General features: G+C 71.2%; 15 protein-coding genes and 2 pseudogenes. 10 read left to right on the top strand and 7 right to left on the bottom strand.

From position 1 onward, the window contains the following. Nucleotides 1–5: 5 nt before the first annotated feature. From ACH5AC_RS12320 to ACH5AC_RS12310, 3 genes and pseudogenes are all read right to left on the bottom strand, one after another. A pseudogene (locus tag ACH5AC_RS12320) lies at nt 6–212 on the bottom strand (hydrolase); the annotation flags it as partial. Further along, nucleotides 186–440: pseudogene (locus ACH5AC_RS12315) on the bottom strand (ISL3 family transposase); the annotation flags it as partial. The pseudogenes ACH5AC_RS12315 and ACH5AC_RS12320, both read right to left, overlap by 27 nt. A gap of 232 nt (nt 441–672) precedes the next feature. Further along, a complete protein-coding gene (locus ACH5AC_RS12310) occupies nt 673–1,545 on the bottom strand; it encodes an aldo/keto reductase family oxidoreductase (RefSeq protein WP_398861689.1) in 873 nt (290 codons plus the stop codon). Nucleotides 1,546–1,676: 131 nt separating this feature from the next. Here ACH5AC_RS12310 and ACH5AC_RS12305 point away from each other — a divergent pair, with 131 nt between their 5' ends. The 7 genes from ACH5AC_RS12305 to ACH5AC_RS12275 all read left to right on the top strand — a co-directional run bounded on the left by ACH5AC_RS12305 (nt 1,677) and on the right by ACH5AC_RS12275 (nt 7,882). Next, complete coding sequence (locus ACH5AC_RS12305; protein ID WP_398861688.1) at nt 1,677–2,123, top strand: winged helix-turn-helix transcriptional regulator; 447 nt, start codon at nt 1,677–1,679, stop codon at nt 2,121–2,123. A 463-nt stretch (nt 2,124–2,586) separates the two neighbouring features. Continuing rightward, the gene (locus ACH5AC_RS12300; protein ID WP_398861687.1) at nt 2,587–3,681 is read left to right on the top strand and encodes an IS110 family transposase; all 1,095 of its coding nucleotides are present in this window, start codon (nt 2,587–2,589) and stop codon (nt 3,679–3,681) included. 32 nt (nt 3,682–3,713) lie between these two features. Next, a complete protein-coding gene (gene pcaC, locus ACH5AC_RS12295) occupies nt 3,714–5,027 on the top strand; it encodes a 4-carboxymuconolactone decarboxylase (RefSeq protein ID WP_398861686.1) in 1,314 nt (437 codons plus the stop codon). A 46-nt stretch (nt 5,028–5,073) separates the two neighbouring features. Next, nucleotides 5,074–5,709 (top strand): MBL fold metallo-hydrolase, encoded by a 636-nt coding sequence (locus ACH5AC_RS12290; RefSeq protein WP_398861685.1) that lies wholly within the window; start codon nt 5,074–5,076, stop codon nt 5,707–5,709. 30 nt (nt 5,710–5,739) lie between these two features. Next, nucleotides 5,740–6,519 carry an exodeoxyribonuclease III gene (locus ACH5AC_RS12285; protein WP_398861684.1) on the top strand — a complete coding sequence of 260 codons (780 nt, stop codon included), beginning with the start codon at nt 5,740–5,742 and terminating at the stop codon, nt 6,517–6,519. A gap of 49 nt (nt 6,520–6,568) precedes the next feature. Next, complete coding sequence (locus tag ACH5AC_RS12280; protein ID WP_398861683.1) at nt 6,569–7,003, top strand: DUF6278 family protein; 435 nt, start codon at nt 6,569–6,571, stop codon at nt 7,001–7,003. Between the two features lie 135 nt (nt 7,004–7,138). Next, nucleotides 7,139–7,882, top strand: a complete 744-nt coding sequence (locus ACH5AC_RS12275) for an amino acid ABC transporter ATP-binding protein (protein ID WP_398861682.1) — start codon at nt 7,139–7,141, stop codon at nt 7,880–7,882. Between the two features lie 244 nt (nt 7,883–8,126). Here ACH5AC_RS12275 and ACH5AC_RS12270 read toward each other — a convergent pair whose 3' ends face one another. Both ACH5AC_RS12270 and ACH5AC_RS12265 read right to left on the bottom strand, forming a co-directional pair. After that, nucleotides 8,127–9,692, bottom strand: a complete 1,566-nt coding sequence (locus ACH5AC_RS12270) for an alpha/beta fold hydrolase (protein WP_398861681.1) — start codon at nt 9,690–9,692, stop codon at nt 8,127–8,129. Nucleotides 9,693–9,816: 124 nt separating this feature from the next. Then, entirely contained in the window at nt 9,817–10,578 is a 762-nt protein-coding gene (locus ACH5AC_RS12265; protein ID WP_398861680.1) for a hypothetical protein, read from the bottom strand. Nucleotides 10,579–10,729: 151 nt separating this feature from the next. Here ACH5AC_RS12265 and ggt point away from each other — a divergent pair, with 151 nt between their 5' ends. Then, a complete protein-coding gene (gene ggt, locus ACH5AC_RS12260) occupies nt 10,730–12,532 on the top strand; it encodes a gamma-glutamyltransferase (protein WP_398861679.1) in 1,803 nt (600 codons plus the stop codon). A gap of 11 nt (nt 12,533–12,543) precedes the next feature. Here ggt and ACH5AC_RS12255 read toward each other — a convergent pair whose 3' ends face one another. Both ACH5AC_RS12255 and map read right to left on the bottom strand, forming a co-directional pair. Beyond that, entirely contained in the window at nt 12,544–15,087 is a 2,544-nt protein-coding gene (locus ACH5AC_RS12255) for an ATP-dependent Clp protease ATP-binding subunit (protein WP_398861678.1), read from the bottom strand. Nucleotides 15,088–15,286: 199 nt separating this feature from the next. Beyond that, nucleotides 15,287–16,054, bottom strand: a complete 768-nt coding sequence (map, locus tag ACH5AC_RS12250; RefSeq protein WP_398861677.1) for a type I methionyl aminopeptidase — start codon at nt 16,052–16,054, stop codon at nt 15,287–15,289. Nucleotides 16,055–16,086: 32 nt separating this feature from the next. Between map and ACH5AC_RS12245 the strand changes: the two genes are divergently transcribed. Then, the gene (locus ACH5AC_RS12245; RefSeq protein ID WP_398861676.1) at nt 16,087–16,350 is read left to right on the top strand and encodes a helix-turn-helix domain-containing protein; all 264 of its coding nucleotides are present in this window, start codon (nt 16,087–16,089) and stop codon (nt 16,348–16,350) included. Between the two features lie 98 nt (nt 16,351–16,448). Beyond that, entirely contained in the window at nt 16,449–18,647 is a 2,199-nt protein-coding gene (locus tag ACH5AC_RS12240; protein WP_398861675.1) for a hypothetical protein, read from the top strand. Nucleotides 18,648–18,752 lie beyond the last annotated feature (105 nt).

Below are 18,752 nucleotides of genomic sequence, written 5' to 3'. Positions count from 1 at the left end.
GCCGGTCACTCCGTGCGGTGCAGGGCGAAGGTGGTGAGTACCGCCGCAAGGTCCGACGGACAGTCGTTGCCGGCCACGTCGGGCCATGCGCGTGGGGTACCGCTGACGATGGTGCGGGGGTCGAGGACTTTCAGGCCCTGTCCGTTGTGGAGGACGTAGTCGACACGGTCCTGGGGTTCGGGGCGGTCTTGCCGCCACACGTGCCCACAGTCGATGCAGCGGCAGCGGCGGATCGTGACGTGAACGATCGTGGGCCGCCAGCCGAGTAGCTCGTGCGCCAGTCGCCGGGTCACGGTGTCACGCGGTGTGCCCTCGCAACCGCAGCGGCGGCACCACTGATCGGGCTCGACGACCCGGCACGCGAGAACCGCACGATCCGTGGCGAGTCGCTGACCGGTGACTTCGAGCCCGAGCTCGTCAAGGCGGCAGAACGTATTCATGTCAGCGCGGGCGAAGCCCGCCTCAGGGGTAGCGTCGTGCAACGTCGAGGTCTTTCGGATGGGCTTGGTGCAGGAACCCCCCTTCCTCGGGAGACCTCGACGCCTACCCGGCCACCGACGCGGGGTGAGCTGCCACCGCCGGTCCCTGACGGTTGATGATCTGAAGTGACCGGGGCCGAAACTTGAACGGTGGCTTCGGTCGTGGCTTGTGGGCCGTTCAGCTCTGCGGCATTCAGCGGCTGATGTCGTCCAGCTCGGTCAAGTCCTCATGAGAGAGACAGAGTCCCGAGCCGGTGATGTTCTCGCGTAGGTGTGCCGTGGACGACGTGCCGGGGATGAGCAGGATGTTGGGTGATCGCTGCAGCAGCCAGGCCAGTGCGACGGACATCTGTGTCGACTTCAATCGAGCGGCGACCGCCGAGAGCGCCGAGGACTGGAGCGGGGTAAAGCCTCCGAGGGGGAAGAAGGGCACGTACGCGACGCCGTCGGTGGCGAGCCGGTCGATGAGCTTGTCGTCGTGGCGGTGGGCGAGGTTGTACATGTTCTGCACGCACACGATCGGCGCGATGCTCTGTGCCTCGGTGACCTGCTCCTCGGTGGCGTTGCTGACCCCGAGGTGGCGGATCAGGCCCTGCTGCTGGAGTTCGACGAGCGTCTCGAACGCCTCGGCGAGCGAACCGGACTGGGGACCTTCGGCGTTGCCCAGTCGGAGGTTGACCAGGTCGAGTACGTCGAGCCGGAGGGACTTGAGGTTGTCGTGGACCTGGCGGCGCAGATCTTGCGGTCGCCGGGCCGGAGGCCAGCCACCCTGTTCGTCGCGGGTCGCACCCACCTTGGTCACGATGTGCAGCGACTCGGGATAGGGGTGCAGTGCCTCGCGGATCAACTCGTTGGTGACGCGCGGCCCGTAGGCGTCGCTGGTGTCGATGTGGGTGATACCGAGGTCGACCGCTTCACGCAGAACGGCCAGGGCACCCTCGCGATCGGCGGGCGGCCCCATGACCCACGGGCCGGCCAGTTGCATGGCGCCGTAACCGAACCGGGTGACGGTCAGGTCACCCAGAGTCCAGGTGCCGCCGGGAAGAGAGAGGGAGGGAGTGCTCATCTTGTCGCCTTTCGTCGTGCACTTGGGGGTGGCGCCTGCTGCCTCCCTGCATCAGCATTGGAGAGAAACTTCCCATCGGGAAGTAGGCACTCTGGAGTGCGTAACCCACCCAGAGCTGAGAGGTGCGATCAGTGACGACGACGAAGGCGGCCCAGAAGAGGGCTCAGGCCAAGGTGGAGTACAACGCGTTCCTGGCAGAGTGCCCCAGCCGGCAGCTGCTCGACCGAATCTCGGACAAGTGGGTCGTCCTGATCCTGTGTGCGCTGGGCGGCGACAACAGCCCCGGCCAGCCCGGTGCAGCACACGCAGACGCTCCGAAGGCGATGCGTTACTCCGAGATCTCTCGGCTTCTGGCCGGGGTCAGCCAGAAGATGCTGACCCAGACGCTACGGTCGCTGGAGCGCGATGGTCTGCTCACCCGTACCGTGACGCCAACAGTCCCCGTCACCGTCTCCTACGAGCTGACCGACCTCGGTCTCTCGCTCCACCACATGACGCGCGGGCTCAGAAACTGGGCGCAGACGCACATGGTCGAGGTCCTCGCAAACCGCGAGAACCACGACGCTCGCACCTCCTGACGACTCACATCCAACCGTCCAACAGCTCTACACCCTCGACTGCGAAGAGCCCGTTCGTGCCATGGTCGACGAAGGACAGCCGGTAAGGCGGGCCACACGGCTGCCCGTCAATGCCGGTCACGAGTGGACGAAGAGTCAACTCATTGTCAGCCCGTCCAGGCCAGGTTGAGCGCCGGTTCGGACGAAGCCATCCGGCTGTGGTCGAGTCATGCCGTTGTGCCGGGATCAATGGGACGGTTGCGCAATGCCGTCCCGGACGAGGGTCTGACTCATGAGATCTATGACCGAAGTGTCCAGTCGCAGGCGTGTCGACTGTCGTTGCGGGATGGCGACTGCTGGTACCGAGCCACAGGGCGTGTCCCAATAGGGGCCTTGCCGACGATCAGGCGCCATCACGGTTCAGACCGCCCGAGCAGGCCGGTGCCATCCACCCAGCACGTCACCACGCGGGAGGCGAACCACCATGACGACCAAACAACGCAGCACCTCCTCCAGCACGGATCCTCCCGTTCCGGGCGAGGTCGTCCTGGGCGTGGACACGCACGGCGAGGTTCACGTTGCTGCCGTGGTCTCCCCGCTGGGGAAGGTCCTGGGCACCGAGTCCTTCCCTGCCACGACGGCCGGCTACCGTCGGCTGCTCGTCTGGGCCCGCAAGCTGGGAGCCGTGCGCCGGGCCGGTGTGGAGGGCACCGGCACCTTCGGCGCGGGCCTGTCCCGCTACCTGCTGGCTCAGCACGTCCAGGTGTACGAAGTGAACCGGCCTGACCGCACAGCCCGCCGTCTGCTCGGGAAGTCGGACCCGCTCGATGCGCAGGCTGCCGCGCGGGCCGTGCTCAGCGGTCGCGCCCGGGCCCGCGCCAAAACTGGCGACGGTCCGGTGCACAGCGCCGGGATGTTCAAACTCGCGAAGGACTCCGCGGTCAAGGCTCGCACCCAGGCGATCAACCAGCTCAAAGCTGTCCTGGTCATAGCCGACCCGCCCCTGCGAGAACGACTGTCCAGTCTGGGCAACCGCGAACTGTTCCGTACCTGCGCGCGCCTCAGCCTGCGCGACGGAGACGACGAGGACGCCGTGGCCCAGGCCACCCGCATCACCCTGAACCTGCTGGCCCAGCGCATCGAGCAACTCACCGCACAGATCGACGAGCTCAATCAGCGCCTGACCAGGCTCGTCGAACGCCACGCCCCGCAGCTGCTCGTGCCGGTGGGCATCGGACCGGACAGTGCCGTCACTCTCCTGATCACCATGGGAGACAACCCCGAGCGGCTGAACACCGAGGCATCCTTCGCCGCTCTGTGCGGAGTCAGCCCCATCGAGTACTCCTCGGGCCGTCGGACCTCGCGTCGACTCAACCGTGGCGGCGACCGCCAGGCCAACGCCGCCCTGCACCGGATCGTGTTCACCCGGCTGCGCTTCGACCCCCGCACCCAGGCGTACTACGAACGCCGTACCCAAGAGGGCAAGACCCGACGTGAGATCATTCGATGCCTCAAGCGATATGCCGCCCGAGAGGTCTTCAACCTGGTCAGGGCGGCGTCCAGCGCCCCCTCGTTATAGGGGCGTCCGTGATACGTGAGAGGGTCTGACGGGTGAGCGAGACACCACCGAACACCCTGCAATACCGCTTTGACGGGCCAGAAGACGCTCCGGTCCTGATCCTGGGTCCCTCCCTGGGTACCACATGGCACATGTGGGACCGTCAGGTCCCCGAACTCGCCCAGCAGTGGCGGGTCTTCCGGTTCGACCTGCCGGGACACGGCGGCGCCCCCGCCTACCCGGCCGGCTCCGTCACCGAGCTGACCGCCCGCCTGCTCGCCACCCTCGACGGGCTCGGCGTGCAGCGCTTCGGCTTCGCGGGCTGCGCGCTCGGCGGAGCCGTCGGCGTAGAGCTGGCCCTGCGTCACCCGGAGCGGCTCGCGTCGCTCGTGCTGATCGCCGCCTCGCCCCGGTTCGGCACGGCCGACGAGTTCCGGCAGCGCGGCGTCATCGTCCGTACCAACGGCCTGGACCCGATCGCCCGCACCTCGCCCGACCGCTGGTTCACCGGCGGGTTCGCCGCCGCGCAGCCCGCGATCACCGACTGGGCGGTGCAGATGGTGCGCACCACCGACCCCGGCTGCTACATCGCCGCGTGCGAGGCGCTCGCCGCCTTCGACGTACGGGCCGAGCTGGGCCTGGTCGGCGTACACACCCTGGTGCTGGTCGGCTCCGAGGACCAGGTCACCGGGCCCGCCGAGGCCCGTACCCTGGTCGCCGGCATCCCGGACGCCCGCCTCGCCGTCGTACCCGGCGCCTCGCACCTGGTCCCGGTGGAGCAGCCCGCCGCCGTCACCGACCTGCTGGTCACCCACTTCTCCACCGCCTGGCAGCCCGCGTACGACAGCAACACCGGCCAGACCGCCGTCCCCGGCGTCCCCCTCGGGCCCACCCCGGTGGCCCCGGCCGTCCCGCCGCAGCCGGTCGCGCCGATCGCGGAGATCGCGCCCGCCGCCGTCGTGCCCCCGCAGGTGGAGGGCGGCCGCCCCGACCTGTACGACGTGGGGCTGAAGCTGCGCCGTGAGGTGCTCGGCGACGCGCACGTCGACCGGGTGCTCGCCCAGGCCGACGACTTCTCGGGCGACTTCCAGGAGTTCGTCACCCGCTACGCCTGGGGCGAGATCTGGGACCGCCCCGGCCTCGACCGGCGCACCCGCAGCTGTGTCACGCTCACCGCGCTGGTCGCCGGCGGCCATCTCGAGGAGCTCGCCTTCCACACCCGCGCCGCCCTGCGCAACGGCCTCACCCCGGACGAGATCAAGGAGGTGCTGCTCCAGACGGCCGTCTACTGCGGCGTACCCGCCGCGAGCAGCGCCTTCCGGGTCGCGCAGGAGGTCATCCGTGAGGAGACCACCCCCGACCCGTGACCCCGGCAGGGCGCCCGGCGCGGGACCTGGGGGCAGGATGGTGACCATGAAGCTCACGAAGAAGTCGCACGCCTGCGTCCGGCTGGAGAAGGACGGGCGGACGCTCGTCGTCGACCCGGGCGGTTTCAGCGAGGAGGACGCCGCGCTCGGCGCGCAGGCCGTCCTCGTCACGCACGAGCACCCCGACCACTTCGACGAGGGACGGCTGCGCGCCGCCCTGGACGCCGACCCCGCCGTCGAGATCTGGACCCTGAGGTCGGTCGCGGAGAAGATCTCGGCGGCCTTCCCGGGCCGGGTGCACACCGTCGGCCACGGCGACACCTTCACCGCCGCGGGCTTCGACGTCCAGGTCCACGGCGAGCTCCACGCGGTGATCCACCCCGACATCCCGCGCATCACCAACGTCGGCTATCTCATCGACGGCGGCCGCGTCTTCCACCCCGGCGACGCCCTCACCGTCCCCGACCACGCCGTTCAGACGCTGATGCTCCCCGTGATGGCCCCCTGGAGCAAGATCTCCGAGGTCATCGACTACGTCCGCGAGGTGCGGCCGCAGCGCGCCTACGACATCCACGACGCCTACCTCACCGACCTGGCCCGCCCCATCTACGACAACCAGATCGGCGCCCTCGGCGGCTCCGAGCACCTGCGGCTGGCGCCCGGGGAGAGCACGACTCTGTGACTGTCGGTGCCGCCCGGTAGGTTGTGAGGCATGCGCATCGCGACCTGGAACGTGAACTCGATCACCGCCCGCCTGCCCAGGCTGCTGACCTGGCTGGAGAGCAGCGGCACCGATGTCCTCTGCCTGCAGGAGGCCAAGCTCGCCGAGGACCAGTTCCCGTTCGACCAGCTGCGCGACCTGGGCTACGAGGCAGCGGTGCACGCGACCGGCCGGTGGAACGGCGTGGCGGTGCTCTCCCGCGTCGGCCTGGCGGACGTCGTCAAGGGCCTCCCCGGCGACCCCGGCTACGACGGCGTGGTCGAGCCCCGTGCGATCTCCGCGACCTGCGGCCCGGTCCGCGTCTGGTCGGTGTACGTGCCGAACGGCCGCGAGGTGGACCACCCCCACTACGCCTACAAGATCCAGTGGTTCGAGGCCCTGCGCGCGGCCGTCACGGGCGACGCGCAGGGCGACCGCCCCTTCGCCGTCCTCGGCGACTACAACGTGGCGCCGACGGACGACGACGTCTACGACATCTCCGCCTTCGAGGGCTCCACCCATGTCACCCCGGCCGAGCGCGCCGCCCTCACCGCCCTGCGCGAGGTCGGCCTGTCCGACGTGGTGCCGCGCCCCCTCAAGTACGACCAGCCGTTCACGTACTGGGACTACCGCCAGCTCTGCTTCCCCAAGAACCGCGGCATGCGCATCGACCTGGTCTACGGCAACAAGCCGTTCGCCAAGGCCGTCAAGGACGCCTACGTCGACCGTGAGGAGCGCAAGGGCAAGGGCGCCTCGGACCACGCGCCGGTCGTGGTGGACCTGGACGTGTAGCCGCGCGCGCCTGTGGTGCGTACAGCGGTACGAATGTCAGGCTGTAGGCATGGGCATCCCTTTCCTGGACAGGTGGCGCAGGCGGCATGACCCCGACGCCTCGGTGGCGGTGTTCACCGAAGGAGACGAGGGCGGCTACGCCGACCTGCTCGCCGAGTGCGAGCTGCTGCGCTCCCTGGCGGACCGGGAGGGCGTCCGGCTCGACGACACCGCCGCCTCGCTGGCGGCCCTCGACCAGCTGAAGCCCCGCTGGCGCGACGACGAGGAGATGCTGTCCGGGCTCGGCACCGACGCCGGCCTGTATCTGGGCACGGTCGTCGTCCGTACCGTCCCCGGCGCCGGCTGGCGGATCCCGCCGGACGGACAGGCCGTCGTCCGGCTCCCCTCCGGCCGGGAGGTCGACGTCGTCGCCGACGGCCGGGCGTGGGCGGCCAGCGGTGTCCCCGAGCTGTCCCAGGTGTACGCGGAGATCGCCGAGGCGTGAGGAGCGAGGTGAACAGGCGTGAGGATCGACGTAAATACGGCTAATGCTCGAAGGGTGCGTGTCGTGCCCTCCCTTGATCCCCGTCTGGATAGTTTGCGGCAACCACGACACAGCTGAGAGTGAGTAGGGCTGGGCATGGCCGTCGAGCCGTTGATCGAACTGCGTGACGTCAACAAGTACTACGGGGATCTCCATGTCCTGCAGGACATCGATCTCACCGTCGGCAAGGGGGAGGTGGTCGTGGTCATCGGCCCGTCCGGGTCGGGCAAGTCCACGCTGTGCCGCACCATCAACCGGCTGGAGACCATCCAGTCCGGCACGATCATGCTCGACGGACAGGCCCTGCCCGACGAGGGCAAGGCGCTCGCCCGGCTGCGCGCCGAGGTCGGCATGGTCTTCCAGTCCTTCAACCTCTTCGCCCACAAGACGGTCCTGCAGAACGTCTCGCTGGGCCAGGTCAAGGTCCGCGGCCGCAAGAAGGACGAGGCCGACAAACGCTCACGCGAAATCCTCGAACGCGTCGGCGTCGCCGACCAGGCCGACAAGTACCCGGCGCAGCTCTCCGGCGGTCAGCAGCAGCGCGTGGCCATCGCCCGCGCCCTGGCCATGGGCCCCAAGGCGATGCTCTTCGACGAGCCGACCTCCGCCCTCGACCCGGAGATGATCAACGAGGTGCTGGAGGTCATGCAGCAACTGGCCCGTGAGGGCATGACCATGATCGTCGTCACCCATGAGATGGGCTTCGCCCGCTCGGCCGCCAACCGCGTCGTCTTCATGGCCGACGGCCGGATCGTCGAGGACCGTTCCCCCGAGGAGTTCTTCACCAACCCCAGCAGCGAGCGCGCCAGGGACTTCCTCTCCAAGATCCTCAAGCACTAGGCCGACACCAAGTCCCTTACCGGACAGGCGACTTGACGAGCCATGGCCGTGCGGTCGCCGCCGCCCGCCCGAGGGGTTGCCACCCCACCCCGCCGATGCCCGCCCGGGGCGGGTCCGTCCCGGCGGGCCTCCACTAGGATGGGCCGTTCATCCCTGGGGTGATGGTGGGTCACCGACCCGCTGCGGGAGGTATCCCGGGGAGCAGTTCACAAGAGCCATACCCGCCCGGCCGCGCGGCCGGAGATCACTGCTTGCGCAGGGGGACCGTCAGATATGACGGGTCGTCCGCCGGTGAGGAGAAGGTCAGCCGCGCGCCGGACGGGTTGTGCTCGATGTAGAGCGGGTCGACCGTGTCGACCACCAGTGCCAGCCGGTGCCCCGCCGGGACGTCGTACGCCGTCGAGAACAGCTCCAGGTCCACACCGAACGGCTCGCCGGGCGTGCGCCCGTGGAAGGTGTACGGCGCGTTGCTGACCAGCCTGCCGATGCCGAGCGGCCCGACGTCGTACAGGTAGGCGACGAGCGTCCCGCTCGGCGCGGTCGGTGTGAGGGTGGTGTGCAGGGTCGCCGTGCCGCGGATGTGCTGGGCGGTGGTGTACCGCTCCGACTGCCACACGGCGGACCAGCGGCGCGGCAGCAGCGGGATCGAGGCGACCGGGGGGAGTCGGGCGACCTGGTCGAGGATGCTGGAGAGGAAGACGGTCCCGCCGTTCGCGCCCGAGTCGACGTCGGTGTGGATCGTGGTCGTGCCGGACAGGGCGATCTTCCGGCTGGTCGCGGCGACCGACTTCCAGTCCGGGTAGCCCTCGTAGCCGCCCGCGGAGCGGGACTTGAGCTGGACGGGCGGCTCCGTGTCGATGCCGTTGCGCTCGCCCTTGAGGTAGCGGTCGAACCAGCGTGCGGTGTCGGTCCAGACGTCGTTGGGCAGGCCGAACAGCCCGGTGAGTTCAGGGGTGGCGTGGTCGCCGGGGCGGAACTCCAGCCGCTTGGGGCCGGTCAGCTTCTCGTAGAAGTCCGCGTACTGGTTGGGCGGGAAGATCGTGTCGCCCCAGGCGTTGGCGAGCAGGACCGCCGGGCCGTTCTGATTGAGCTGGTCCAGGTATGTGGCGACCGAACGTTTCTTCCCCCAGTCGGCCATGTCCTGTTCCCGGGCCAGGTTGGAGGAGTAGAAGTCCCGGAAGACCTCCTTGAGTTCGTCGCTGCGGCGGCCGGTGATCGCGCCCGCGCCGTCGAGCAGGGCGGCGGCCTGCACATGCTGGGTGCGCCCGGAGTAGATCGAGCCGATCAGGTCGGCCCAGCCGCTGAGCGCGGCCACGGCCTTGACGCGCGGGTCGTGTGCGGCGGCGAGCAGGCTGATGCCGGCGCCGTAGGAGACGCCGCCCATGCCGATGTGCGCCGGGTCGGCGGGGGTGTGGGCGAGCGCCCAGTCGATCACCCTGGAGGCGTCGGCCGTGTCGGGCGGGCCCGCGACTTCTATCTCGCCGCCGGACTGCCAGAAGCCGCGCACGTTGTAGGTCAGCACCACGTACCCCGAGTCGGCGAGCCTGCGGGCCTGGGCGAGGTACTCGACCTGGGGGAGGCCCCAGCTCGTGGGGAACACGATCAGCGGGTAGCGGCGGGTGCCGTCGGCGCCGGCGGGCGTGATGACGTTCGCCTTGAGGACGGTGCCGCCGTGACCGGCGATGTCGACGAAGCGGATCGCGCCGGTGGCGGCCTGGGCGGCGGGGGCCGCGCCGAGCACGCCCCCGGCGATCAGGGTCGCGGAGACCGCCCCGACGGCGGTCGTACGCAGGGTCCTGCGGTGTCCCACGGTCACTCCTCGGTCGGATCACTCGTGTCAGTGCAAAGTGACCAGACGGTAACCGTGACCTCTTACCGTAAGTAACCCGCCGGTAAGTTACGTGGCAGTAACGATTGTTGTCATGTGAAAGAGTTCAGGGTGCCCGGTGAGAGGTCCGTGGACTCGCCTCCGCGGCCGGCAGCGGCGCCTGCGCCGCCCGCGTCACATCCGCGACCAGCTCCACCACATCCGGGCCGTACGCCTGCGAGTTGACCACCTTCAGCAGCAGCACGAAGGAGTTGCCCCCGTGCTTGCGGGCCAACCGCTGGTGATGTCGGGCCAGATAGCGGGTCGCGGCCTGGTTGGTGATCGCCCGCTGCCCGCAGAACAGGAACACCGGCCGTGACTCACGCCGCTCGCCCGCGGTGAGCCGGGCCAGCAGCACGTACTCCGTCACCCCCGGCTCCATGCGGTAGCGCTCACCGCCGATCTGGAAGGCGCCCCGGTCCGGCCCCGGTTCCGGATCGATGTTCACCCGCACCCCGGGCAGCATCGCCGACATGTGCGCCAGCATCCGCCGATTCGACCCCGGACCGCCCACGCAGAACTCCGTGCGCTCACCGAACCCCTGCTGCACCCCGTCCTGCGTCACCATCTGCAGATGCGCGCCGCAGTCCTTGATCAGCGCGGCGAGCTCCAGCAGGGCGAACACATCGAAACGGTGGACCGCCGGCTCCGAGGTGGCCGGGTCGCGGTTGACGACGAGCAGCGACTCCGCGTTCTCCGGCAGCCCGAAGAACGCCTGCTTGCGGCGGAGCTTCCGCTTCCACAGATACGTACGGGCGATCCAGCCCAGCGCGGCGCTGATGCCCGCCGCCACCACACCCAGGACGATGTTGCGCACGTCGTCATTCATGGGCGCGCATGCTAGCGGGCGCACAGGGTCATGGCGTACCCGTGTTCGACGTACGGCATGCGTACGAGTCGTACGAGACCGCCCGGACGGGGTCTGTCGGGCCGCGCGCGATGTGGTTACGCTGCGCGGACGTCCCTGACTGGAGGTGCGGATGCGTCGCCCTGTCGCGCGGAAACTGTCGGTCCTGGCGGTCACGGCCGCCGTGGTGTCGGTGGGGGCGGCGGCGCCACCCTCCCACGTGCCCAAGCCGGTTGAGAAGGTACCGGTCGCCGTCGGTCACGGAGGTGCCGTCGCCAGCGTCGACCCGGACGCCTCGGCGGCCGGCATCGAGATCCTCAAGAAGGGCGGCAACGCCGTCGACGCGGCCGTCGCCACCGCCGCCGCCCTCGGCGTCACCGAGCCCTACTCCGCCGGCATCGGCGGGGGCGGCTACTTCGTCTACTACGACGCCAAGTCCCGCACGGTGCACACCGTCGACGGCCGTGAGACCGCCCCGCTGACCGCGGACTCCGGCCTCTTCCTGGAGGACGGCAAGCCGATCCCGTTCGCCGACGCCGTCAGCAGCGGCCTGGGCGTCGGCACCCCGGGCACCCCCGCCACCTGGGCGACCGCCCTCGACAAGTGGGGCAGCAAACGGCTCGGCGCCCTCCTGAAGCCGGCCGAGCGCCTCGCCCGCGACGGCTTCACCGTCGACGAGACCTTCCGTGCGCAGACCGCCGCCAACGAGACCCGCTTCCGCTACTTCCCCGACACGGCGAAGCTGTTCCTCCCCGGCGGTCAACTCCCTGTCGTCGGCTCGACGTTCAAGAACCCCGACCTCGCCCGCACCTACCGGGAACTGGGGTCGAAGGGCGTCGGCGCGCTCTACCGCGGGAAGCTCGCCAAGGACATCGTCGACACCGTCAACCACCCCCCGGTCGACCCGAGTTCGGGCTGGAACGCCCGCCCGGGCGAGCTGACCATGAAGGACCTCGCCGCCTACCGCACCAAGCTCCAGGCGCCCACGAAGACGTCGTACCGCGGGCTGGACGTCTACTCCATCGCGCCCTCGTCCTCCGGCGGCACGACGGTCGGCGAGGCCCTCAACATCCTCGAGGGGACCGACCTTTCACGGGCGGGCGAAAGCCAGTACCTGCACCGCTTCATCGAGGCCAGCCGGATCGCCTTCGCCGACCGGGGGCGCTGGCTGGGCGACCCCGCCTTCGAGTCCGTACCGACCAGGGAACTCCTCTCGCAGTCCTACGCCGACTCCCGGGCCTGCCTGATCAAGGACGACGCGGTCCTCACCAGCCCGCTCGCCCCCGGCGACCCGCGTGACCCCGCGGCCTGCGCCAGCGGCGGCACGGCGGCCCCGACCACGTACGAGGGCGAGAACACCACCCACCTCACGACCGCCGACCAGTGGGGCAACGTCGTCGCCTACACCCTCACCATCGAGCAGACCGGCGGCAGCGGCATCACCGTCCCCGGCCGCGGCTTCATCCTCAACAACGAGCTGACCGACTTCTCCTTCGCCCCGGCCAACCCGGCCGTCCACGACCCGAACCTGCCCGGCCCGGGCAAGCGGCCCAGGTCGTCGATCTCGCCGACCATCGTCCTGGACCGGCACGCCAAGCCGGTCGTCGCGCTCGGCTCACCCGGCGGCTCCACCATCATCACCACCGTGCTCCAGGTGCTCACCGGCTTCCTGGACCGCGGGCTGCCCCTCGGCGACGCGATCGCCGCGCCACGCGCCAGCCAGCGCAACACGGCCCAGACGCTCCTCGAACCGGGGCTCTACGACAACACCGCCCTGAAGGGCGAGTTGGAGGCCATCGGCCACTCCTTCGCCCTCAACGCGGAGATCGGCGCGGCGACCGGCGTCCAGCGACTGCCGGGCGGCAAGTGGCTGGCGGCGGCGGAGCCCGAGCGGCGGGGCGGCGGCTCGGCGCAGGTGGTGTATCCCGCGTCGTAGCCCGTACTCGGTCACAACTCTGAGGCGGGCGGCTCGCCGGTGCGGAAGGCGAGCTTCCCGTCCTCGACGTCCACCGTCACCCGGTCGCCCTCCTTGACCCGGCCGTCCACCAGCAGCCGGGACAGCTGGTTGTCGACCTCTCGCTGGATGGTGCGGCGCAGCGGGCGGGCGCCGAACTCGGGCTGGTAGCCGCGCTCGGCCAGCCAGTCCACGGCCGCGCCGGTGAACTCGGCGGTGACCCCCTGGGCCTGCAGAAGCTGCCGTGTCTGCCGCAGCAACAGGTCCGTGATCTCGCGTAGTTGACCTCCCGTCAGCTGACGGAAGACGACGACCTCGTCGATCCGGTTGAGGAACTCCGGCCGGAAGTGCTCCCGCAGCGGCCGCATGATCCGCTCGCGGCGCGCCTCCTCGTCGGCCTCCGCGCCGCCCGGCCCGAAGCCGATGCCCGCCCCGCCGCGGATGATCGCCTCCGAGCCGAGGTTGCTGGTCATCACGACCACCGTGTTGGTGAAGTCGACCGTACGGCCCTGCGAGTCGGTGAGCCGTCCGTCGTCCAGCACCTGGAGCAGGATGTTGAAGACGTCCGGGTGCGCCTTCTCCACCTCGTCGAGCAGCAGCAGCGAGTACGGGTGCCGGCGGACGACCTCGGTGAGCTGACCGGCCTCCTCATGGCCGACGTACCCGGGCGGGGCGCCGACCAGCCGGCTGACCGTGTGCCGCTCCTGGTACTCGCTCATGTCGAGCCGCACCATGCGCTCCACGCTGCCGAACAGCGCCTGGGCGAGCGCCCGCGCCAGCTCCGTCTTGCCGACACCGGTCGGACCGAGGAACAGGAAGCTGCCGATGGGCCGGTCCGGGCTGGCCAGCCCGGCGCGGGAACGAAGCACCGCGTCCGCGACCACCCGTACCGCCTCGTCCTGGCCGATCACCCGCTCGTGCAGATGCTGCTCCAGGCCCAGCAGCCGCTCCTTCTCCTCCTGGGTGAGGCTGCTCACCGGGATGTGGGTCAGCCGGGACACCACCTCGGCGATCGCCTCCGCGGTCACCTCCAGATGCTGCCCCTCGTCGACCTCCTCGCCCCCCGCCGCGTCCTCGATGCGCCGTTTCAACTCGGTGATCCGGTCCCGCAGTTGGGTCGCCGTCTCGTACTGCTCGTCCGCGACCGCCTGGTCCTTGTCCCGGGTCAGCTGATCGACCTCCCGCTCCATGGCGCGTACGTCGGTGTCCTTCGTGCCGGCGCCGAGCCGCACCCGCGCCCCCGCCTGGTCGATCAGGTCGATCGCCTTGTCCGGCAGACGGCGGTCGGTCAGATAGCGGTCGGACAGCTCCACCGCCGCGACCAGTGCCTCGTCGGTGTAACGGACCTGGTGATGGGCCTCGTAGCGGTCGCGCAGGCCGCGCAGGATCTCGATGGTGTCCGGGACGGACGGCTCGGGCACGAGGATCGGCTGGAAGCGGCGGGCCAGCGCCGCGTCCTTCTCGATCCGCCGGAACTCCTCCAGCGTGGTCGCGCCCACGATGTGCAGCTCGCCGCGCGCCAGGGCCGGCTTGAGGATGTTCCCCGCGTCCATCGAACCGCCCTCGCCGCCCCCGCCCGCGCCGACGACCGTGTGCACCTCGTCGATGAAGACGATCAGCCGGTCGGACTGCGCGCGAATCTCGTCGACGATGCTGTTGAGCCGCTCCTCGAAGTCGCCCCGGTAGCGGGTGCCGGCCACCACACCGGTCAGGTCCAGCGCGACGACCCGCCGGTCGGACAGCACGTCCGGTACGTCGCCGTCCGCGATGCGCTGGGCCAGTCCCTCGACGATGGCCGTCTTGCCCACGCCCGCGTCGCCGATCAGCACCGGGTTGTTCTTGCCGCGCCGGGACAGCACCTCGATGGTCTGCTCGATCTCCTCGTCCCGGCCGATCACCGGGTCGATACGGCCCTGGCGGGCCATGTCGGTCATGTCCCGGCCGTACTTGTCGAGCGTCGGCGTCGAGGTCGTGCGCCGCTGGTCGGGGCGGGCGGCGGGCGCCGCCTCGGGGGCCTCCGGCGGCATGTTGCCGGGCGCGAACCGGGCCGAGTTGAGGATGTGCCCGGCGGCCGAGTCCGGGTTCGCGGCGAGCGCGCTCAGCACATGCTCCGGGCCGATGTAGCCGGCGCCCCGGGAACGGGCCAGGTCGTGCGCGTCCAGCAGGGCCCGCTTGGCGGCGGGGGTGAGGGAGAGCGACGTCGGGGGCGGCACCTCGCCCGGCGGGTGCTGGACCGGCCCCGACCGCTCGTCGATCTCCGACGCCAGTGTGTCGGGGTCCGCGCCGGCCCGGCTGAGCAGCGTACGGGTCGGCTCCGCCGAGAGGGCGGCGCGCAGCAGGTGCTCGGTGTCCAGGTCACGGCTGCCGTGCTCGGCGGCGTACTGGGCGGCACCGCGGACCAGCTCCCTCGCCGGCTGGCTGAGGAGCTGGCCGATGTTGATCTGGCGGGGGCCGGGGCGGGGCCCGCCGAAGAAGCGGGCCAGGAATTCACCGAAGGGGTCGCCGTAGCCCTCCGGGCCGTTGAAGCCGCTGGTCATGGCGTTCCGTTCGATTGACTACCGGTTCGGACGCGGGTGCCCTGTCCCTGCGGGGCTTACACCACCATGGCATGGGTGTTGGTTCGCGGCATGTCCTGCGGGTTCGGTGCCGCAGCCGGGCTTTCCGTCGTGCGTGGTTGGTCGCGCCCACGCGGCGGAGCCGCATAGCGACACAGTCCCGCGCCCCTGGGTGTCCGCTTTATCGGGCAGTCAGAACGCGCGGCCCTGCTTGCGTGATCGCCACCGTGTGTTCCGCGTGGGCCGCCCTTGAGCCGTCGTCCGTGCGGAGTGTCCAGCCGTCCGGGGCCGCGTGGTAGCCGTCCTTGCCGCCGGCGATCAGCATGGGCTCGATGGCCAGGACCATGCCGTGGCGCAGCGGGAGGCCGCGGCCGGGGCGGCCCTCGTTGGGGACGGCGGGGTCCTCGTGCATGTGGCGGCCGATGCCGTGGCCGCCGAAGCCGTCGGGGATGCCGTAGCCGGCGTCACGGCAGACCGTGCCGATCGCGTGGGCGATGTCGCCGATGCGGTTGCCGACGACCGCGGCCTCGATGCCCGCCGCCAGGGCCCGCTCGGCCGTCTCGATGAGCAGGGTGTCCGCCGGGCGCGGGCGGCCCACCGTGAAGCTGATCGCCGAGTCGCCCGCCCAGCCGTCGAGCTCGGCTCCGCAGTCGATGGAGACCAGGTCGCCGTCGCGCAGACGGTAGCGGGTGGGGATGCCGTGCACGATCGCGTCGTTCACCGAGGCGCAGACGACCGCGGGGAACGGCGTCGGCGCGAAGGCCGGGCGGTACCCGAGGAAGGGGGACTTCGCGCCCGCCTCCCGCAGCACCCCGCGGGCCACCTCGTCCAGCTCCAGCAGGGAGACGCCCACGTCAGCGGCGTCGCGTACCGCCGTCAGGGCCCTTGCGACCACCTGGCCCGCCTCGTACATGGCGTCGATCGATGTGTCCGTCTTCAGTTCCACCATGCCAATTACTATACCGGTATTAGAATGGCGGCATGGTGCGCACCCCGTTGACCCCAGAAGAGCGTGAGCGCGGCGAGCGGCTCGGCCGGCTGCTCCGTGAGGCCCGTGGCGGCCGGAGCATGGCCGAGGTGGCGGCGGCCGCGGGTGTCTCCGCGGAGACGCTCCGCAAGATCGAGACAGGCCGCGCCCCGACCCCGGCCTTCTTCACGGTCGCCGCGCTCGCCGGTGCCCTCGGGCTGTCCATGGACGAGCTGGCCGAGCGGTGTGTGCTCGCGGGCGTTCCCCTCGCGTCATGAGCGTCTCGCGTCCGCTTTGAAAACTCCCCGTAGCCAGTCTGTAACACGGCTGGTGTTCGCTACGGAGTTGACAGTTCCGGTCGGGTGGGGGTCGAGCGATGACGGTGGATCAACTCCCGGGGAAAGTGCGGGAGTTCGCGAACTACCTGGACGGTCTGCTGGCGCGCGTCGATCAGAACGCCGGCTGGGCCGCCGTGTTCTGGCAGCGGGATCCCGACGGTATGCAGGCATGTCTCGACGGGCGTGAGGTGCCGCCCTGGGACGTGGTGGAGGCCCTGCTGCAGGACTTCGCCGCCGGATACGGCACCCGGGCCGCGGAGCAGGAGGTGGAGCGCGCGCGACCGCTGCACGTCGGTGCGCTCGTCGCGTACGACGCCCGGCCCGGCGGCCGGGACGCCCTCGGGGACCGCCTCGACGTCATGCTCCGCGAACAGCGCTACGCGGCCGAACGGCAGGCCGAACTAGGCCGGCTCCTCGCTGCCGCGACCACCCGGGAGGAGGCCGACGCCCTCCGCCTCGACCTCGCCTGGGCCCGCGACGACCACGAACGAGCCACCGCCCGCTGCATCGAACTCCGCTATCGCATGGAGGAGTTGGACCGCCGTACGAGGGCCGAACCCGAGCCGGTGCGACGGGACAGCACAGGCCCGGCGGCCGCGCCGGGCGCGGATCGGTTCGGCGTCGGCCCGGCCGGGGCTGCTGGGTATGCGGCGCGTGGCGGGGGTGTCGCCGAGCAGCGCGGGTCTGCCGGGGATGGCGCCGGTCATGCCGGGCCTGATGGGGGTACCGTCGGCTCTCCCGGGTCCGGTGGAGGAGTTGCTGGTGATGCGGGGGGTGGCGGCGTGACCGCCGGCCATGCCGGTTCCGGGACGGACGCCCGCGAGTATGCCGCCTCAGGCGACGCGGCCTTCGTCCGTACCGGCTCCCGTGGGACCGGCGCCGACCGTCCCGCCCGTGGCTCGGCCGACGTCGAGTACCGCGGCTCCCGTGAGGCCACAGGCCGTGCCGGCGCCGGGACGCCAGCCGCCGACCACCCCGGCTCCCATCAGGCCGCCGCCGGCCATGGCTACCCGCGCCGCGCTGGTGCCGGGTATGCGGACTCCCGTGAGGCTGGTGCCGGGTATGCGGACTCTCGTGAGGCTGGTGCCGTCTATGCCGACTCCCGTAAAGCTGGCGCCGGCCATGGCGACCCGCGCCGCGCTGCCGCCGAGTACACCGACCCGCGTGAGGCCGCCGCCGACTACGCAGACTCCCGTGAGGCCGCCGCCGGCCTCGCTGACCCCCGTCGGGCTGCCGCCGACCATGCCGACCCGCGCCGACCCGGCGCCCATCACGCCACCCATCACACCGGTCACCACGCCACCCATCACGCCGCCCACCATGAAGGCGCCGCCGCTCAGGGCGGCTCCCCGGAAGCGGACCCCCAGCACCCCGGTGCCGTCGGCGCGGCGGACGGCCTCGCTGCCCCGGCCTCCGGCGGCGTCTCCGCGTACGGGACGGACGTCGCCCCGGGCCAGGCCGCCCCTGACCCCGGCAGCGTGCCCGCGCCCGCGGTCGTTCCCAAGCAGCGCAAGCGGCGTCGCGGCAGCGCCCGGTTCGCCGGGCTGGCGGATGACGGGCCCGAACCGGTCACCGCGCCGGGGGAGCCCGCCGCGTCGGCGGGGCCGGTGCCCGGCGTCGGTCGCAGCCCGCGCGGTGCCCGCTTCGCCGGGGCCGCCAAGGGCGTACGGCCTGCGGCGGAGCAGCCGCAGGGCGAGGCGGCGGACGCGGCGGCCCGCGGGGAGACCGCCGAGGCCGTGGAGCGGCTGGTGCGGCTGCGCCAGGAGGGCCGTAGCGGTGAGGCGCACGCGCTGCTGGTGGAGCTGGCGTACTGGCCCGCGCCGCGCGTCCCGCTGCTCGCCGCCGAACTGCAGCACGCCGGGCTGGGGGCCGACTGGGCGACCCTGCTGTGGGAGGCCGCCTCGCTGCCCGCGGAGCGGCTGGTCGCAGCGGCGGACGCGCTGGTCGAGGCCGGGCGCGCCGCGGACGGGGAGCAGATCCTGCGCCAGGGCGTCGCCCGGCCCGCCGAGGAGATAGGGGAGGCCGTGCGGGAGCTGGTCGCGCAGGGCCGCCGCCGCGAGGTGCGCGCCCTGCTCGACGCCTACGTCCGGGTCCGTCCCCCGGAGGAGGCCGCCCGCAGCGCCGCACCGGACCCGCGGACCCTGGTCCCCCTGCTGCTGGAGGCCGCCCGGGGTGTCTCGGACGAGCGCCACTGGGACGTGGTGCACGCCCTGCGGGTGGCCGGCCTCTCCACCTGACCGGAGCCCGGTCCGCGCCGGCCGGTACGCCGGATGGCCCGCGACTCACCCACAGGAGTGCGAAACGCGATCGACTCCGCGGGTTAACGACGATGGTCTTGGCAA

This window comes from Streptomyces sp. NPDC018693, assembly GCF_044391385.1.
In the GTDB taxonomy this organism is placed as follows: domain Bacteria; phylum Actinomycetota; class Actinomycetes; order Streptomycetales; family Streptomycetaceae; genus Streptomyces.
The sequence above is the reverse complement of the archived record's forward strand: the minus strand, read 5'-3'. Positions and strand labels throughout refer to the sequence as shown.

Coding starts and splice junctions, on each gene's coding strand:
- ACH5AC_RS12240 (WP_398861675.1), top strand. CDS start 16,449: ATGACGGTGGATCAACTCCCGGGGAAAGTGCGGGAGTTCGCGAACTAC.
- map (WP_398861677.1), bottom strand. CDS start 16,054: ATGGTGGAACTGAAGACGGACACATCGATCGACGCCATGTACGAGGCG.
- ACH5AC_RS12265 (WP_398861680.1), bottom strand. CDS start 10,578: ATGAATGACGACGTGCGCAACATCGTCCTGGGTGTGGTGGCGGCGGGC.
- ACH5AC_RS12285 (WP_398861684.1), top strand. CDS start 5,740: ATGCGCATCGCGACCTGGAACGTGAACTCGATCACCGCCCGCCTGCCC.
- ACH5AC_RS12275 (WP_398861682.1), top strand. CDS start 7,139: ATGGCCGTCGAGCCGTTGATCGAACTGCGTGACGTCAACAAGTACTAC.
- ACH5AC_RS12245 (WP_398861676.1), top strand. CDS start 16,087: ATGGTGCGCACCCCGTTGACCCCAGAAGAGCGTGAGCGCGGCGAGCGG.
- ACH5AC_RS12310 (WP_398861689.1), bottom strand. CDS start 1,545: ATGAGCACTCCCTCCCTCTCTCTTCCCGGCGGCACCTGGACTCTGGGT.
- ACH5AC_RS12255 (WP_398861678.1), bottom strand. CDS start 15,087: ATGACCAGCGGCTTCAACGGCCCGGAGGGCTACGGCGACCCCTTCGGT.
- ggt (WP_398861679.1), top strand. CDS start 10,730: ATGCGTCGCCCTGTCGCGCGGAAACTGTCGGTCCTGGCGGTCACGGCC.
- ACH5AC_RS12290 (WP_398861685.1), top strand. CDS start 5,074: ATGAAGCTCACGAAGAAGTCGCACGCCTGCGTCCGGCTGGAGAAGGAC.
- ACH5AC_RS12280 (WP_398861683.1), top strand. CDS start 6,569: ATGGGCATCCCTTTCCTGGACAGGTGGCGCAGGCGGCATGACCCCGAC.
- ACH5AC_RS12300 (WP_398861687.1), top strand. CDS start 2,587: ATGACGACCAAACAACGCAGCACCTCCTCCAGCACGGATCCTCCCGTT.